At 62.2% G+C, this 16,893-nt stretch carries 14 protein-coding genes and 1 pseudogene; 14 read left to right on the top strand and 1 reads right to left on the bottom strand.

Going from position 1 to position 16,893, the window contains the following annotated elements; genetic code table 11:
• Positions 1 to 56: 56 nt before the first annotated feature.
• Entirely contained in the window at positions 57 to 1,136 is a 1,080-nt protein-coding gene (locus IPL79_11275; protein MBK9071569.1) for a glycosyltransferase, read from the bottom strand.
• A 146-nt stretch (positions 1,137 to 1,282) separates the two neighbouring features.
• Here IPL79_11275 and IPL79_11270 point away from each other — a divergent pair, with 146 nt between their 5' ends.
• The 14 genes and pseudogenes from IPL79_11270 to IPL79_11205 all read left to right on the top strand — a co-directional run bounded on the left by IPL79_11270 (position 1,283) and on the right by IPL79_11205 (position 16,893).
• A complete protein-coding gene (locus IPL79_11270; protein MBK9071568.1) occupies positions 1,283 to 2,005 on the top strand; it encodes a class I SAM-dependent methyltransferase in 723 nt (240 codons plus the stop codon).
• A 203-nt stretch (positions 2,006 to 2,208) separates the two neighbouring features.
• Positions 2,209 to 3,430: pseudogene (locus tag IPL79_11265) on the top strand (IS21 family transposase).
• On the top strand, positions 3,427 to 4,224 hold the full coding sequence (locus tag IPL79_11260) for an ATP-binding protein (protein ID MBK9071567.1): 798 nt from the start codon (positions 3,427 to 3,429) through the stop codon (positions 4,222 to 4,224). Before IPL79_11265 ends, IPL79_11260 begins: the two are co-directional and overlap by 4 nt.
• A gap of 283 nt (positions 4,225 to 4,507) precedes the next feature.
• Positions 4,508 to 5,710 (top strand): hypothetical protein, encoded by a 1,203-nt coding sequence (locus tag IPL79_11255; GenBank protein ID MBK9071566.1) that lies wholly within the window; start codon positions 4,508 to 4,510, stop codon positions 5,708 to 5,710.
• A 56-nt stretch (positions 5,711 to 5,766) separates the two neighbouring features.
• Positions 5,767 to 6,558 (top strand): hypothetical protein, encoded by a 792-nt coding sequence (locus IPL79_11250; protein ID MBK9071565.1) that lies wholly within the window; start codon positions 5,767 to 5,769, stop codon positions 6,556 to 6,558.
• A 207-nt stretch (positions 6,559 to 6,765) separates the two neighbouring features.
• Positions 6,766 to 8,058, top strand: coding sequence for a tryptophan 7-halogenase (locus IPL79_11245; protein ID MBK9071564.1), 1,293 nt, complete (start codon positions 6,766 to 6,768; stop codon positions 8,056 to 8,058).
• 53 nt (positions 8,059 to 8,111) lie between these two features.
• Positions 8,112 to 9,260, top strand: coding sequence for a beta-ketoacyl-[acyl-carrier-protein] synthase II (locus IPL79_11240; GenBank protein MBK9071563.1), 1,149 nt, complete (start codon positions 8,112 to 8,114; stop codon positions 9,258 to 9,260).
• Entirely contained in the window at positions 9,257 to 10,027 is a 771-nt protein-coding gene (locus tag IPL79_11235; GenBank protein MBK9071562.1) for a beta-ketoacyl synthase chain length factor, read from the top strand. The genes IPL79_11240 and IPL79_11235 overlap by 4 nt, the downstream gene beginning before the upstream one ends.
• On the top strand, positions 10,024 to 10,461 hold the full coding sequence (locus IPL79_11230) for a hypothetical protein (protein ID MBK9071561.1): 438 nt from the start codon (positions 10,024 to 10,026) through the stop codon (positions 10,459 to 10,461). Before IPL79_11235 ends, IPL79_11230 begins: the two co-directional genes overlap by 4 nt.
• On the top strand, positions 10,448 to 11,176 hold the full coding sequence (gene fabG, locus IPL79_11225; protein MBK9071560.1) for a 3-oxoacyl-ACP reductase FabG: 729 nt from the start codon (positions 10,448 to 10,450) through the stop codon (positions 11,174 to 11,176). Before IPL79_11230 ends, fabG begins: the two co-directional genes overlap by 14 nt.
• A gap of 1 nt (position 11,177) precedes the next feature.
• On the top strand, positions 11,178 to 12,866 hold the full coding sequence (locus IPL79_11220) for a polysaccharide deacetylase family protein (GenBank protein MBK9071559.1): 1,689 nt from the start codon (positions 11,178 to 11,180) through the stop codon (positions 12,864 to 12,866).
• Positions 12,867 to 12,877: 11 nt separating this feature from the next.
• Complete coding sequence (locus IPL79_11215) at positions 12,878 to 13,138, top strand: acyl carrier protein (protein ID MBK9071558.1); 261 nt, start codon at positions 12,878 to 12,880, stop codon at positions 13,136 to 13,138.
• A gap of 33 nt (positions 13,139 to 13,171) precedes the next feature.
• A complete protein-coding gene (locus tag IPL79_11210) occupies positions 13,172 to 13,891 on the top strand; it encodes an outer membrane lipoprotein carrier protein LolA (GenBank protein MBK9071557.1) in 720 nt (239 codons plus the stop codon).
• Positions 13,888 to 16,893, top strand: a complete 3,006-nt coding sequence (locus tag IPL79_11205) for a DUF3261 domain-containing protein (protein MBK9071556.1) — start codon at positions 13,888 to 13,890, stop codon at positions 16,891 to 16,893. The genes IPL79_11210 and IPL79_11205 overlap by 4 nt, the downstream gene beginning before the upstream one ends.

Below are 16,893 nucleotides of genomic sequence, written 5' to 3'. Positions count from 1 at the left end.
CGCATCTCCTTGGGTGGCATCACGAAAGGGGCTGATGATCTTAGGGCTCGGCGCGCTTAGGCGGCACGAGTCGTTTGCTGCGCTTCCCATCGCGCGATGGCCTCGATGGTTGTTGGCGTGTGCTGGATCGACGGCGCGTACTCAAGCGGCGCGCCAAAAATCCGTTGTTTCCCCCAGCGCAATAACCACCACACATGACGCGGCACCGTTGCGATGATGGTCCAGCAAGTTGCCGCGGCCTTTGCGGTCGTGGTGTTTCGATCACCAGTGTCGCCCCAGATCCAATCGATGGTCTGGAAGGCATTCAAATAGATATACGCGGGGTACAGCAGCACGAACCGCCAGGGGAAGTAGTGCGCGACGACATTGTGAAAAAACTGGAAGAGCTTGTATGAATACTGACGGCTCGAGCTTTTGCGTTTCGCCATGCCGCCCGGCACATCGAAGCGGCGAATCTGATAGGCGAACCCATCGAAGTAGAGATACTCCTCCGGCGCTTTGGCCTTGATAATTCGATAGGCGATGGAGACGTCGTCTTCGACGGGAGTACATTCGTCCCATAGCCCGAAGCGCTCGAGGGTTGTGCGCCGCACGGCGATGTTGCCGCCACGCAAGGTCGTCACGCGCTTCCGCACCCGCGCGCGTGAATGCACCCGTTGCCAACCGAGGAAGTTGAGCGACATCACGCGGCGTTCCGCCTTGTCGGGATTGAAATACGGGCGCTCCGACTCGAGTTCTCCTTCGAGTCTATCGCCGCCGGTAACCGCTAAGCAATGGGGGTCATTTAGCGGAGCCAGCAGCGATTGAAGCCAACGCTCTGAACCCGGAATATCATCGTCATCGATGAACACGATAATATCGCCGCGGGCAACGCGAGCGCTTTCATTGCGCGAACGCGGTCCGCCCAGCGGCGGAAACGGGAAAACGCGAATCCGTGGATCGCGTACGAGCGCGGCCAGCTTTGCGATTTGCTCGGGCGATTTCTGCGTCGACTGCTCCACCACCACTAATTCAAACTTGGTGAAGGTTTGACCCAGAATAATCGGAATTAGCTCCACGAGGGCATCTAGGCGATTATACGACCGAACGACGACAGAAACTGGAGGTCGTTCAGTGGCAGAATAGGCGCCCGGCATGATTACCCAGCCTGCTAGTAGCACACCTGCGTTTGGTCACTGTATGCAAACTGTGGAAAAGGGCGGAACCGGCGGCGCCAGCGCGCGATCTGGCGATTTTCGCGGGTGACAAATGCGGCCCCAGTCTGGCACTATGCGCCTCGCCTATGACCTCAAATTACTTCATCAAGGACGGATACCAAGCGAACCCCGTGATTTCGTTTGACGAGGACTCTCCCGAGGCAAATGCGTATTGGGAGATTGAAGATCACTTGCAGGGGTCGGCAAGCTACCAATGGCCGGTCTACAAGGCGCTAGCCAAGGCCGCCGCCGCACGCAAGGCTGCCCGCGTCGCCGACGTTGGCTGCGGCTCGGCGCTCAAGTTGATGGAAGTTGCGAAATCTTTGCCAGACACCACGGTGGTTGGTTTCGATCAAGCCAGCGCGATTCGATTTTGCAAAAAGCGCCATGCGGGCCGCGAATTTCATCAGGTGAATCTAAATGAGCCCGTGGTGTGGTCCGGCGCCAAATTTGACATCGTGAATTGTTCTGACGTCATTGAGCACGTTGAAAAGCCGGAGATCCTGCTCGCCAGTCTGCGGGCGCTGGTAAGCGACGACGGTGTCATTATGGTTTCAACGCCCGAGCGGGACCTAACGCGAGGCAAGTCCGCACAAGGTTGCTCCAACAAGTATCACGTTCGCGAGTGGAACCAGGCCGAGTTCGAAAAATTTGTCACCTCGCAAGGGTTTGAGATTGTGTCGGCACAGTTGCTCTTCCCGGTTAAATTCGGGCGCCCCTTCAGGTTGCTTGGTGATCCACTGTGGCGGCTGCTTACGTTTCGACCTCAGCGTTATAACTTGTTGCTTACGCTCAAAGCCTTGAAATAGCGCTTGCGCTCAAATGGAATCAGCGCTCATCAAAGAGCTCGATTCCTCGCCCGGCGCGTTGGGATGCCTTATGGCAGGGTATGTCAGGCGCCACGTAAACTGACCCATTGGCGCCACTAAAACTGACCCCCTCCCGACATGCAAATGACGGAGGGCACATGACAGTTGAAGCACATGGAAACGGCGGGATGCTGAGCATCCCGATGATAGATCCGGAAATAGTAAGGCAAATCCGCACGCTTGCCGCCTTGAAGTGGGGCGCCCGGCGCATCGCCGCCGAGGTCGGCGTGGCCAAAAAACAGCGTCAAGCGCTACCTGCGCGGCGGCGACGGTGCCGCGGTGCAAAGGCGCCCGCGTGCGCGCAAGCTCGACGACGAAGCCTTGGCGCAGGCGACGGCGCTTTTGCGCGCGGAGGCCGCCGGCAATACGGTGGTGGTGCAGCGGCTGATGGCGGAGGCGGGCACACTGGTGTCATTGCGGACGCTGCAGCGCCGCTTGGCGCCCCACCGCCAAGCGCAGGCCGCAGCGGCGCTGGCGACGGTGCGGTTTGAGACGGCGCCCGGTGCGCAGTTGCAAATTGACTTCGGTGAGAAGACCGTCTTGATCGGCGGCCAGCGCACGCGCGTCCATTTATTTGTCGCGGTGCTGGGCTACTCGCGCCGAATTTTTGTCCGAGCCTCCCTCGCGCAGCGCCAAGATGATTGGCGCGAAGGGCTCGCGGGGGCGTTTACGGCGTTTGGCGGCGTCACCCAAAGCATCTTGATTGATCGCGCCGGCGCGCTCGTGCTGCGGCGGCCCGGTGCGGACGGCGGCGTGCAAGTCCACCCGGCGTTTGCGAGCTTCTGTCGTGATTTTGGCGTCGCCGTCAGCGTGTGCAAGCCGTATCGCGCGCGCACCAAGGGCAAGACCGAGTCAGGGGTTGGCTACGTCAAGCGCAATGGCCTCGCGGGCCAGAGCTTCGCGTCGTTTGCCGCGCTGCAGGCACATCTGGTGCAGTGGATGGCGCTCGCAGATCAGCGCATCCATGGCACCACGAGGGCGCGGCCAGCAGATCGCTTCGCGGAGGTGGAGGCCGCGGCGCTGCGGCCCTTGCCACGCGCACTGCCAATCCGTCAGCGGCGCCTTGAGCGTCGCGTCGCCAATGACTGCTTCGTCGATGTGGATACGATTCGCTATAGCGTGCCGCATGCCTTCGTCAAGCGCACGGTCGAGGTCCTAGTCGGCGATGACGAGGTTGCGATTTTTGAGGGCTCCCATGAGATTGCGCGGCATCCGCGCGGCCACGAGCCGTACGCGCGCCACACCCAGCCCGCGCATTTTGCGGGCCTGTTTCGCACGCAGCATCACTACGCTGACGCGCCCCACGTGTCACCGATAGGCCGCAGCCTCGATATTTATGCGGCCGCGATTGGAGGCGCGCCATGAGTGACCTCGTGCATGCGCGCGTCGCGGCGCGCCTGCAAACGCTTCGGCTTGGCGCGATTGCGCAACGCCTGGACGCCATCTTGGCCGCGGCGGCGCGCAGCGAGCCGACGTATCTCGCGTTTCTCGATCAGCTGCTCACCGAAGAGACCGAGGCCAAGCAAAAGAAGCGTGTCACCATGGGCATTCAGATCGCTCACTTTCCGACGGTCAAGACGCTCGCGGACTTCGACTTCAAATTCCAACCGTCGGTCGACGCCAAGCTCGTCCGCGAGCTGGCGACGGGGCGCTTTGTCGCGAGCGCCGAGAATGTCTTGCTCTTTGGGCCACCGGGCGTCGGCAAGACGCATCTCGGCATCGCCCTCGGCCGCGCTTGCGTCGAGGCGGGGCACTCGGTCTTGTTTGTCACGGCCACCGCGCTGCTCGCCAGCCTCGCCCGGGCCCACAGCGACGCCAAGCTCCCCGAGCAAATCGCCTTCTACGCCAAGCCCAAGCTGTTGGTCATCGACGAGCTTGGCTACTTGCCGCTTGAAAAACACACCGCGCATCTCTTCTTCCAGCTCGTTTCCAGGAGGTACGAAAAAGGCAGCCTACTCATCACCACCAACCAACCCATCAGCCACTGGGGCGCCGTCTTCGGCGACGATACCATTGCCACCGCCGTACTTGACCGCGTGCTCCACCACAGCCACGCCTTGATCATCCGCGGCGACAGCTATCGGCTGCGTCAGAAAAAACGGGCCGGCCTCCTGGGCGACCACCAATCCAATCTAACCAAGGGGGTGGGTCAAGATTAGTGGCGCGATAGGGTCAACTTCTGTTGGCGCTTGACAGGGTATATTTCCTCGCGCGGGAACTTCTGGCGCGTGTTGCCCGCGGATCGGATCCTTCGCGATACGGCGGTCTCAGTTTTTTGAGAGCCTCACCAGCGCGAATCAGTGGTCTTGCCGTCACCGGTTCGACCATTAGAGAGCGAGCCTAAATCACATTGGCTGGTCTCTAATTGCAAAATTTGGCTTCTATTTTGCAATTGGACGGACCATGAATAAGCAAGTATTTGGGTCCAACCTGGAATCTCTAATGATCGCAATACCTTGCGCGTTGCTGTGGCAGACGGGCTGTCAGAATTCTGATACCGCGCCGGACCCGAATGCGCCGGCGGGGGCGTGTAAGCAGTGGAGTTGGGAATTCGACCGCGTCGATCAAAGCCCGATTTCTGGATACGGCGCAAGCATCGCGGTGACGGCTGACAGGATCTGGATCTCCAGCATTCGAGCTACGGGTCCACTCGGCGACATGATGGGCGCTACCAAGCTCTTCGATATCGGCATGTGGAAGCCTGAACAATTATCATTTACCGGCAGCTATGGTGACAAGACCGATCTTGTGGTGGGCGACGATGGTCTCGTTTATGCGGCGTTTCATCAGGCGGAAGAAGGCTATTTACGCATCGCAACCCAAGGCGGTGACATTTGGACCATGAAGAATATCCAGAGTGAAACCGCTAGAATTGGCAATATCCCAGGCATTATCTCGGTTGGCGACACGCTCCAGGTTGCGCATGCGGATGGCTACAACGCGCTAACCAGCCCAACGCCGCTGCTATTTACGACGGTGGAACACGCTAGCTCTGAGACGCGCGAACTCGTCAATCGTGGCGGCACCTTGTCGACGCCGACGTCGTTGGACGTTGCACGTCATGGCACAACCACGGGCATTGTCTACGCGTTTACGGACGGCCAGGGCGCCACCAAGGGTGATTTGTCCTTTGTCACCCTTGCCGATGGCGGCGAGCCTGTGCTGTCCACCATCATTGAACCGTCGACCGGATTTGAGGCGCTTGACGTGCATCTTGCCAGCACCAGCAACGATGGCTGGCTCGCGGTGTTTGGCGGCAACTACGAAAACGAGGCCGAGGTCGAGGTGGACGGCGTGTATCGCGCCGTATGGGACGGCGAACATTGGAGCGTGAGGCAGATGGCCGATATCGGCGCGTGTCACACGTCGCTCGCGGTTGATGCCAACGATGAAGCGTTTGCGGTCGCGACGCAGATTGAGCACGGCACCATGACGCTTAGCTACGGACCAGCGGCGGGCGAATGGTTGACCGAGGAGGTAGAGGTTCCGCAGGAATTTGGCGCGCTTTCGTGGCCATCGTTGGCAATCGATGCGCAAGGCCGGCTTCATGCGGCGTTTCTTTCTTACCAAGACGGGGAAACGCACCTCGTCTACGGACGCGGTACGCCAACACCTAAAGTGTGCGAAGGGCCGGAGGCAAATTGAATGCTCGCCAAGTCGTATTGAGAACCTAAGCCAGCAAGCGACACAAAGGAAATCATATGAAGCCGCAGCGTATTTCTGCCATTGCTCCCGTCCTTGGCGTGGTGCTTTATGGCTGCTCGGGCAGCACCGAACCCATGCCGGTCGCGGCATCCTATCCGGTGTGCGAGCTGCCAACGAGCTGTGAACCGGTGGCGCATGCCACGCAAGGCGATCGCGGCGATCCGCGTGAGTTTCAGCGCTATCAGCTGATCGGCGCTTCGAGCGACGGGCATAAACTCGCCGTGCTGTATTCGCATTTTGGTCCGTCGAGCTTTGTCTCGTTTGTGAACCTAATCATTTATGAGGCAGATTGGGACGGGTTTGTTTTTCAGCGAAATCTCACCGGCAACCCAGCCGGTGGCCCGGGATCCGAAGAAGAGCTCACCGCGCTCGAGGCGCAAGTGCTGGCAGATAGCGCCGCAGCATTGACGGACGCGGGCATTGAGATCGACCTGCACGTGCCGCACGCCATCTCATGGTGCCAGAGTTCGGATGCTGTCTTTACAGACCATTGTCTCCTTCCGGAGCTCACTTGGTCGGTGGCTCCGAGCACTTGTTCAGGCGGCGCCGCGGACCCCGCGCAGTTTTGGAGTCTGTGTTCGCAAGGCGGAGATTCCGCGCAAATCTGCGCCGACGAAACAGCCGACGTCCACTGGGACTGTCAAGAAGGGGCGCTCTCGCTCGTCGACATATATTGGTATGGAGATGCGATGTGGGTGATCGCGAAACGAGCCACCGAGCCTCTGCCAAATTTGCAATTTTCAATTCTCAGCGTTGGCGGCACGGTCGTGCCAGTTGAGCGCAATTAAATTGCACGCCATCGCAAGATGAATACTTAATAATTTAAGCTATTTAGTTAATATATTCTGCTTCCGGCGGGTGAGTTCGGACACCCCGAATGAATCTCGGACTGGGAATCGGCGTCACATGTCGGAGGGAAGGGGCCGATGCCAGTTGGGTGGCGGAAACGCTCTGCCCGGAACGCCTGGGATGACGGTTCTGAAGCAGGTGCAACTATGATAAACCGTGCCGTGCCTGCAAGTCCCTCAGCCGTAGACGTCTTGGTAATCGGCGCCGGGCCTGCGGGCTCGGTGGCGGCCGCCATGGTGCACAAGACTGGGCTGTCGGTTGCGGTGGTTGAGCGCGAGCAATTTCCGCGCTTTGTTATTGGCGAGAGCCTGCTGCCGCGCTGCATGGAAGTGCTGCAGGATGCGGGGCTGCTCGACTGCATAAAAGCGAAGGGATTCCAGGAGAAATTTGGCGCCAAATTTATCAAGGGCGACGCCGTCTCGGATTTTAATTTTTCAGAGCAATTCACCGACGGCTGGAAGTGGACGTGGCAGGTGCCGCGCGCCGAGTTTGATTTGGCGCTTATCGAGGAAGTCGCGCGGCGCGGCGTGCCGGTGGCGTTTCGCACGACGGTACAAGCGATCGATTTTCACGCCGACGAGAGCTCGACCACAACAATCGAGCGGCCGGATGGCTCGATTGCGACCATCAACGCCAAGTTCATCATCGATGCCAGCGGCTACGGGCGCGTGATTCCACGGCTGCGCGGGCTCGACCGACCCTCGACGCTGGAGCCGCGCAAGGCGGTGTTTGCGCACATGCAAGATCCCAAGCGGCTCGCGTTCGACGAGCCCAATCGCATCGTCATTCTATGCATGGCGCCGGGCGTATGGGTGTGGGTGATTCCGTTTTCTAATGGCATCACCTCAGTCGGTATTGTCGGCGCGATTGAGTATTTTGATCAGTTCGGCGAAAGCGTGACCGAGCAGTTTCGCGGGCTGCTCGGCGCGCACCCTTACCTGGCGGGTCGATTTGCTGACCAGCCACACGTGTGGGAGCCGAAGTCGCTGCAGGCGTGGTCAGCGACCACCGACACATTTTTTGGTCCAGGGTTTGTGTTGACTGGCAATGTGACTGAGTTTCTTGATCCGATCTTTTCCTCGGGCGTGATGTTTGCCACGGTCTCGTCTCATCTCGCAAGTGGGCTCGTCATCGATAAGCTCGCGGGCAAGGCTGTCGACTGGCAGCAGCAATACACTAAAGTCGTCCAGCAGGGCGTCGATACGTTTCGCACGTATGTCAATCGTTGGTACGACGGCACGCTCGAGACGCTCTTTTTCGCCAAAGAGCCCAATCTAGATATCCAACGCAAGATTTGCTCGGTGCTTGCGGGTTACGTGTGGGATACCAGCAATCCCTTTGTCGCCAATCACGATGCCGAGGTGGCGCGCGTCGCGCGCATTGTGAAAATTCTTGAACGCGGTGCGGGGCGTGACGCCGCGAACAGTGTGGCGGGGTGATGTACGGGCGGCCCATCACGGGGGCGGCGCTTGCCAACTGCCTGGGAAATGTCATGGGGCAGGTGGCAGAAAATGCCGCCGCAGGGGCCGACTGTTTTTCAGATAGCAGCGTCTTTGCGGATTTGCCATTTTCGGCGCCGGTTGGCGCCATGCGCGATTTGACCGCCACGGATGGCGTTGTCATCGGCGGCGCGCGCACGAGGGTGATGCAGGTCGCGCTGCCGTCCGTGATCGCCATCGCGCCGGCCGTGACGCGCGCCGTGGCGAGATGGGGGGCGGCGCGCGTTGGCTACATTTTTGCGAGCTCGACCGGCGGCCTCGAGCAGACCGAGCAGGCGCTGTTGGCAACGGGCGAGCAGGGGGCGTCGCCGAGTCGTGCGGGTTTGTATGCCGACCACGCAATGAACGCCACGAGCGACGCGATCGCGGCCTATTGGGGTATTAGCGGCTATCGCTTTGCGGTGTCGACGGCGTGTTCTTCTAGCCTCAAGGCCGCAAAATCGGCGTTGCGGTTGATCGAGGCCGGTCTAGCAGATGCGGTGGTGGTCGGCTGCGCCGATTCACTGTGCCGCACCACGCTCATGGGTTTTAACAGCCTGGGAATCTTATCGTCGTCGCCGACCCGACCATTTTCTGCGGAGCGCGCCGGGATTACCATTGGCGAGGGGTCCGCCTATATTTTGATCGAGCGCGAGGCCCCCCGCGCGGAAACGCTTTGCGTGCTGGCCGGTCTTGGCGAGAGCGCAGATGCCTTTCATCCCTCGAGTCCCGATCCGGAGGCCAAAGGTGCCATTGCGAGCATGGCCGAAGCCATCGCCAATGCAGGGCTCGTTGCCGGCGACATAGATTACGTATCGGCGCATGGTACCGGCACCCAGCAAAACGACGCGATGGAAAGCCTAGCCATTCGCACGTTATGTCCCGGCGCCCCAGTGTCGGGCACGAAGGCGCTGACCGGGCACACGCTCGGCGCTGCGGGCCTGACCTCGCTGGTGCTCGCCATCGAATCGCTGCGGCGGCAGACCTGCCTGCCTACGCCGCGCGCCATGCCGGTTGACGAAAGCCTTGGTTTGACGATCGTCCATCAAGCGCAGCGGCGGGCGCTTCGTCATGTATTGGTGAACTCATTTGCCTTTGGCGGCAACAATTGCACGGCCGTCATATCGGTCGCCGTGCCACCCAACGGTGAGGCCTTGCGATGAGCCTCGCGCTGGGGACGCCCTTGCACGTGCTCGGCGTGGGATATTTTTCGACGGCGCACGGGACCTCGACGGCGGGCGGCCCGCGCACGGGGCCACACAAACCAGCCTTCGCCTTGTTGGTCGGGCGCGCGCGCCGATTCACCAGTCTGGTCATGCAAATGCATGTCGAGGTTTGCCAACAGGCAACGGCGGGGCTGCCGCGCGAGGTGGCGTGCGGATCGGTGTTTTGCAGTAATCACGGCGAGGTGCAGACCGCAGCCGATATCATCGGCGATATTCGCGAGCACCAGGCGGTAAGCTCGGCTCGCTTTGCCCTGAGCGTGCACAATTCGCCGTCGGGCGTATACTCGATCGCGGCAGGCCGTCGCGAGCCCACGACGACCATCACCAGCGGCGCGTCGTCATTTGCGGCCGGCATGGTGGAGGCGGTGCTCACGGCGCAAGAGCGCGCGGGCGTCGTCTTGGTGAGTTACGCCGACGAGCCCGTGCCCGTCGTGTTTGGTGGCGACGCCGACAGCGATGGCAGGGCCGTGGCCTTGTTGCTCGGCGATGCGACGGCGCTTACGAGTTCGGGACTGGCCTCGCTCGGCATGTTGTCGCTCGCTGAACGCGCCGCGACGTACGTCATTACCCAGGCCGACGCCTTAGCCGCGGGCGCGGCGTTGGCGGCGCTGGTGAAAGCGCGGCAGCCAGGGCAGGTTGCGCTCGGTTCCTTGCGAGATGGCTTTGATATCGTAGCGCACGTTTCCACGCAGGTGGCGTCATGAATCTGCAGGCGCATCGCCACGCGATGGCGCGATATCTGCCGCAGCGCGGTCGCATGGTCTTGTTGGATGCGTTGGTGAGCGAAACGTCCGAGGCGGTTACCTGTCAATGCACCATTGATGACGACTTTATTTTTCTTGAAGGCGGCGCGGTGGGCGCATTGGCCACGATTGAAATCGCGGCGCAAGCCGCGGCGGTCTATGTCAGCATCCACGCCAAGACCCCGGTCATTGGATTTTTGGCGAGTTGCCGCGAGGCGCGGTTCGACGTTGAGTCATTCGCGGTAGGCGACATCTTGCAGGTCACCGCCACGCACGTCTCGGGCAATGAGCGGTCGGGCGCCTTCGAATGCGTGGTGCGGCGCGGTGGCGCAGCGTGCGCGACGATGCATTTGATCTTGGTCGATCCAGGGTGGAGCGAACATGACGCTGCCTAACCCGCGCACCGCGCTCGTCACCGGGGGCAGCCGCGGCATTGGTGCCGCGGTGGCAAGGACGCTGGCACGCGATGGCCTGGACGTGGTGGTGACGTGCGTGCAAGGCGTCGCGGCCGCGGAGGCCGTGGCCGCCGAGGTGCGAGCGCTAGGGCGGCGCGCGCAGGTCTTGGCATTTGATGTGAAAGACTCAGCGGCGACGGGGGCGGCGATAAGGGTGCTGCTGGAGTCTACGCCCATCGACGTCGTGGTGAACAACGCCGGGATTATCGCTGACGGCCTCTTTCCGGCGCTCTCGGCGCAGGCGTGGCACGACGTTCTTCGCACCAGCCTCGACGGTTTTTACAATGTCACGCAACCCTTGATTATGGCGATGGCCAAACGTCGCTGGGGCCGCGTCATCAACATGACCAGCATCTCGGGCGTCCACGGCAATCGCGGCCAGGTAAATTACGCCGCCGCGAAGGCGGGGCTTATCGGCGCCACCAAGTCGCTAGCGCTCGAATTCGCCAAGCGCGGCATCACGGTGAATGCGGTGGCGCCGGGACTTATCGACACCGACATGATCGCGGGCGCGCCGGTCAGCGAACTCATTGCGCAGATTCCTATGGCGCGCCTGGGGCAGGCGCAAGAAGTCGCCGAGGTCGTCGCATTCTTGGCGTCGGAACGGGCGAGCTATGTGACGGGTCAGGTCATCGCCGTGGCCGGAGGCTTGTAGCGTGGGAGTGGCCTTGGCCAAGGCCGCGGCCGTAAAGCTCGCGGCGCTTGGATGGGTGGTGGCGTGTGTTTATTTGCTGGCGGCGCCCTATGCATGGTTGGCCGCGGGGGTTGGGTTGGCGGCGATGGTGTGGTGGCTGGTGCGTGCCGTCGCGCATCCGCGTAGCCAATTCTTTTTGCCCGTAGCGTGGCGAGGCAAGGGCAATACAGGCGCGATCGCGCTTACGTTCGACGACGGGCCTGATCCTGAGGTAACGCCGAAAATTCTCGCGCTGCTTAAAGCCTATGACGCTAAGGCGACGTTTTTTGTGCTTGGCTCGCGCGCGGCTGAGCACCCAGCCCTCGTGCAGCACATCATCGCCGAGGGCCACGAAATTGGCACCCACACGATGAGCCACCGCGTACGGTTTCACGTTGGCCGTGCCGCGTATATTCACCGCGAAATCGTCGAGGCCGTGCGCGTCGTCGGCGAAATAATCGGCAAGACGCCGCTGTTGTTTCGACCCCCGCAAGGCCTGCGCTCACCCCTGGTCGCCGACGGCCTGCGGGCGCTACCGCAGTTGCAATGCATTTCCTGGACCGCGCGGGGACGCGACTCATTGCGCACCACGAGCGAGGCGATCATGAGGCGCCTGCGCGGCAGCCTGGCACCAGGCGCCATCTTGGTCTTGCACGACGGATGCGGCCTGGGTGGCGGAGCCGATCGGGCGCCCACCTTGGAGGCGCTGCGCGAATTGCTTGAGGCCTGCCGCGCCAAGGCGCTGCGTTGCGAGACCGTCGGCTCGCTTACGGGCCTAGCGCCTTATGCCAGCGACGCCTTGCGAGCGGCTCGAGACCCGGCGCTTGACCGGCTATGCTTTCCCTGGCGCGATACCCTGCCGTGGCCAGTCTACGCGCTGTATCGCACCTTACGAGCCCTCCTCGTCTTGAGCTCCTTTGCTTTTTTTTGGCTTGGCGCCGTGCTGTGCGCATGGCTGGCTTTACCGATGGTGTGGTTGTGGCCCGGTACCCGCGCGCAAAAGCTGGGCCGTTGCCAACGGGTAATTCGGCGTTGTTTTAGCTTGTTCCACGGCTACATGCGGGTTTGCCGGTTGGTAGATGTGGTGCCGCTAGGACCCTTGCCGCCGCCTGCCGAGCCGACTCGGGGCCGCATCTTGGTGGCCAATCACACGACGTTAATTGACATGACCGCGATCATCGCGACCTATCCCAACGTGATCTGCGTCGCCAAGAGCAGCTACGCCAATAGCGCGCTGGTTGGGCGCGTGCTGCGGCTCGCGGGCTTTGTCGCCGCAGGGACCGACCTCCATGGGCATCACGACATGCTGGCGCAATGCGCCGAGCGCTTGCGGCTTGGCTTTGATGTCTTAATCTTCCCCGAAGGCACGCGTTCACCGCCGGGAGGCCTGCAACCCTTTCATCGCGGGGCGTTTGAGATCGCGTGTAAGAACGCCGTTGAGGTGGTTCATCTCCACATGACCGCTTCGCCGCCGGCGCTGAGCAAGGGCTTGCCATTTTGGCGTCACCCCGACCGCGTGTGCCGGCTTGCAATTCGGCCGGCGACTGTGGTTGAACCTGAGCAATTTCAGGGTAATAGCCGCGCAATGGCGCGCGCGGCAGAGGCGCAATTTCGTGAATATTTAGCCCTGCCAAGCGTCTCAATCGTAGGCAGCCGCAGCGAACTGAGATAAGACGTAGGCTTATGACGCTCGAAGACGAACTCAAGCACCTGATTGTCGAGGCGCTGCAGCTAGAAGACGTGGCGCCCGCAAGCATCGACGTGACCGGCAGCCTCTTTGGCGAGGGCCTGGGCCTGGATTCTATCGATGTGCTCGAGTTGGCAACCGCGATCGAGCGCAAGTACGGCGTCAAGTTCGCACAAAACAGCCCTGAAGTTAAACAGGCGTTCGCCTCGGTGGCCGCGCTGGCGGCGTACATTGCGGCAAATCGCGCCGCGGCGTAACGAAACGCGATTACCGTAACGAACGTCGTTTATATGAAGCAGCAGGCGCGCATCACGGCTTGGTCGCTTGCCGCGCTGCTGGCGGGCGTCGTTGTGATGTTGTCGCTGGTCAGCGCCGCGCATGCCGGTCCGGCAGCGGCCCAGCCGCCGGCAAATTTGCGTACCCAGCCGCTGCTCCCCGCCGCCGCACAGGCAAAATTATTCGCGCAGCTGCGTGGCATCGGCAACCTTCACGCGACGTTCGCGGAGGCAAAGAAAATAACGCTCCTGATTAAACCGTTGCTGTCGAGCGGTGAAATCTTTTTTGATCGCGAGCGCGGCTTGGCGCGGCAGACGCTGGCGCCATCGCCACAAAAGGTCGTGTTGACCAGCAAGACCTTGAGCATCTGGGACGGTACCTCGGTGCGGCACACCTCGTTGGCGCAGGCGCGGGACGTGGCCGCGATTGCCTCGGCGTTTCCAATGTTGCTACGCGGCGATGGGCCGGGGCTGGCGACCATGTTTCGGCTTGAGCTGCGCGGCGACACCGCTGGCTGGTGGATGCTTACGCTGACGCCGCAGCGCGCCTCGCTCGCGAAGATGCTGCGCAACATCGCCATCGTCGGCCATGGCAGCGCTCTCTATGCGCTCGAGGTGTACGAGGCAAATGGCGATCACGCTCGCACGGTGTTTGATCACGTCGTTATCAATGGAGCCATCAGCGACGCCGCGGCGCAGGCGTGGTTTAGCCTGCCGGCGTCGAGGCCGTTGTGACGCGCCCGCGCTTGCTCGGTGCGGCGGTGGTGCTTGGCATCTTGGCCTGGTTCGCGCTAATCGTGCCGCGCTTGGTCATCACCACCGACATCACCCGCTTTATGCCCTCGCCAAGTGGTGGCGAGGCGGCGGCGCGGTCGGCGGTCGTCTTGGCGGCGATGCGGCATAGCGATGCGGCGCAGCGGCTCATCATTGACGTTTCGCTTACATCGCCGCCGCCTGATGAGGCCGCTGCCGTCGACCTGCTGCATGCCATCACGGCCCAGCTACAGTTGCAATTGCAACGGTCGCCGCTCGTCCGCCTCGTAAGCAGTGGTGTGACGACGGCGGAGCAGGACGCCATTGTGGAATACCTGCGGGCGCAGCCGCCGTGGATGTATTTAGCAGCCGAGGCCTATGCGCCCCCCGAGATTGATCGCCGACTCCGCGCGCTGAGTGCCAAGCTCGCGGGCGCCGAAAGCGCCATGCATGCCGCGCTGGCGCCCGCTGATCCGCTCGGCTCGATGACCGACGCGTTGCAGGCACTGCACGCAGCGCAAGCGTCGACGCTTGGCAGCTACGAGGGATTGCTCGTGACCGCGGATCAGCGACACGCATTTTTGTTTGTGACGACATACGCCTCGGCATTTGACGCCCCGGCACAACGCGAGCTAGTGGCCCAGCTGCGCGCGTGGGAACTCGCGCACCCTGCCGTGACGCTTATGCTCGCCGGCGCGGCGCCGTATGCGATTGCGTCGGAAGCGCAAATAAAGCGCGATATCTCGCGAATTGGGTTGGTGTCGACGTTGGGGATCTTGCTCCTCTTTCTGCTGCTTTTTCGCGATCTCCGCCTGCTGGCGCTCGCGCTGTTGCCGCTGGGGGTAGGTTGTGCTGCGGGCGTGCTAGCGTGCCACTATTCATTTGGCTCGATCCACGGCATCACCATCGCCTTTGGCACATCCTTGCTTGGTGTTGGCATCGACTATGTCGAGCATTTTTACGCTCATGTGGCACTCAGCCCCGGTCACAGCGCGCGCGCGGCGATGGCAAGCGTGTGGCGCAGCCTGCTCATGGGCGGCATATCTACCGTGCTCGGATTTGCAGGCCTTTATTTTTCAGGCGTGGCCGGGCTGCGCGAGATGGGGGTGTTCGCCGCGGCGGCGATCGCCGCGTCGTTGCTGGTGACCATCGTTGTGGTGCCGGCGTGGATGCCTGCCGCGTATCGCCCACCCAGGGCCGCGGCGTGGTTGCACGGCTGGGCGCGTCGCCTGCTCATGGTCGTCGGACGGCTGCCGTGGTCGCGCGGTGCGAGGGGCTTGCTGATCGCCGGCTGCCTTGGCATCGCCAGCCTGGGCGCCGTGTCCGCGCGCTTCACCGATGATGTTGCGTTGCTCTCAGCGGCAAACGGTCCTCATCGGGACGCAGACCTAGCGGTGCGCGCGCGCCTGGCGGATGGTGCCGGCGACGACCAGGCCTTGGCCGCCTTGATGCCCGCAGGCGCAGGCGGCGTCGCCGCACAGCTCGAAACTGTGACGAGCGCGCTTGCAGGCGCACGCGCCCTTGGCCTTGTCGATGGATTTCTCGACGTATCGCGGTTTGTGCCGAGCGACGAACAACAACAGGTGCGACATCAGTCAGCGGTGGAGTCGGTGCCCGTGGTGAAGTCAAAGCTCCTCGAACTTGAGTTTTCGGTCGAAGCATTCGCACCCTATTTTGCGGCGCTCGCTGCACCGCCAGCGTGGCTTGCGTATGCGGATTTTGTGAGATCCCCGTTGGGCCAGCAATGGGTGCAGAGCGGGGTTTTACGCCGTGATCTTGTCATTCTGCCTTTGCGGGGCGTGCGAGATTTGGCCGCGTTGCGTGCGCACGTCGAGGCCCGGGCACCGGCCGTCATTACAAAACCTGACCATGAGATTCGGACGGTATTTGCGGCGGCGCGGGGGAAAATCATCACGGCGTCGTTACTTGGCGCCCTAGCGATTTTTGGGTTGCTTTGGGCGCGTTATCGCCGCCTGGCCAAGGCGTTGGCGGCGCTGTTGCCCGCGGTCATCGCGATCGCGGCCACCGTTGGCATGCTCGCCGCCATGGGCATCGCGCTGCACATTCTGCACTTACTTGCCCTCTTGCTCGTGCTGGCGATGGCCACCGACTTTGGCGTGTTCTTGGTCGATAAGGCCGCGGATGTCGACGAAGCCGCGACCTCGCTAGTAAGCATGTTAGTCGCCGCCCTCACCACGATCTTGTCGTTCGGCTTGCTTGGCTTTAGCGAAAATCATGGCATGGCGGCGCTGGGCTACACGGTCGCGCTAGGCATCTCATTGGCATTGCTGCTGTGCCCGCTCATTATGGTGGCGCTGCGCATGCCGCTCGTTACCGTGGTGCTTGCCACGGCGCTGGCGCTGGGCGCTTGTCACCGCGCGCCGCCGTCGCGCATGGTGATCGCCGTCGACGACGCTGCATATCCGTACAAACTCAAGGCACCGGCGGACCTGCATCCGGATCTTGCGGCCTCCCAAACGATCGAAGTGCGTTCGCTCGGCGATGCCGCCGGCGCGCCACAAGCCTTCAATGCCATGTTGCAGAAACATCGCGAGACGCTGCTCGTCGTCGGCGTTGGGCCGATGAATACGCGCGCGTTCACCATCGAGCAATCCGCGACGCAGGTGGTGTACGAGCGCTACATGGGCCCGCCGATGCGGATCTCGCCGCGCGGCGTGATCGTCGACATTCAGCGCGTGTTCTACGCGCGCGTGCCGCGAACCTCTGGCGCCTGCGATGGCGAGCTTGCGGCCGACGTCGGCGACGAGCGCGTCGTCGAAAGCTGGCGCGACGGCGACCTGGTGCGCCGGACGTTTACGCGCGCCGGGTATGCCGAGCCGATCGCGGTCGAGTTCGTCTATGCGACGCCCTCGGGCGGCCCAGCGCTGTGTCGCGACGGCACCGACGCCGCGCGCGTTACGCTGCGCAATCCGTGGTTTGGCTACGAGCTCGCGATCGAAAATCGATCGATGGAGCGCTTGTAA

The sequence above is a fragment of the Myxococcales bacterium genome (assembly GCA_016716835.1).
GTDB lineage: Bacteria > Myxococcota_A > Polyangia > Haliangiales > Haliangiaceae > JADJUW01.
The sequence above is the reverse complement of the archived record's forward strand: the minus strand, read 5'-3'. Positions and strand labels throughout refer to the sequence as shown.